We start from the raw sequence: 279 nt of genomic DNA, 5'->3' as shown, positions 1-279 counted from the left end.
AGATGCAACCAGACTTCGCATTGGGCGAACTCGCCATCAATAGGTTCCGGGCGAGGAGCACTAGCAGCAATAGCTGTCTGAGCCTGCGCCTCTGCGCCCGCAGTTCCGCCGCTCGTCGTCTGTGCTATCACACTCTGGTGTGAATGAGACATCATCCTCAAACCGGCCACCGTCTCGTCCAGCAGCCCAAATCCGCAGTCCGCAATGATCCCGGCGATCCGCCGGACGTCCTCCCCCAGGAAATCCTCCACCTTCGTCTCTCTCTTGATGCTGCCGAGG

1 protein-coding gene is annotated in these 279 nt (G+C 60.2%); it reads right to left on the bottom strand.

The window, feature by feature from the left end; all coding sequences use genetic code 11:
* Nucleotides 1-279: hypothetical protein (locus tag PZC42_RS21010; RefSeq protein WP_277214049.1), on the bottom strand; the 279-nt coding region annotated here is incomplete at both ends.

It is taken from the genome of Isoptericola croceus, from assembly GCF_029382255.1.
GTDB lineage: Bacteria > Actinomycetota > Actinomycetes > Actinomycetales > Cellulomonadaceae > Isoptericola > Isoptericola croceus.
This window is presented reverse-complemented; position numbering and strand designations above follow the sequence as displayed.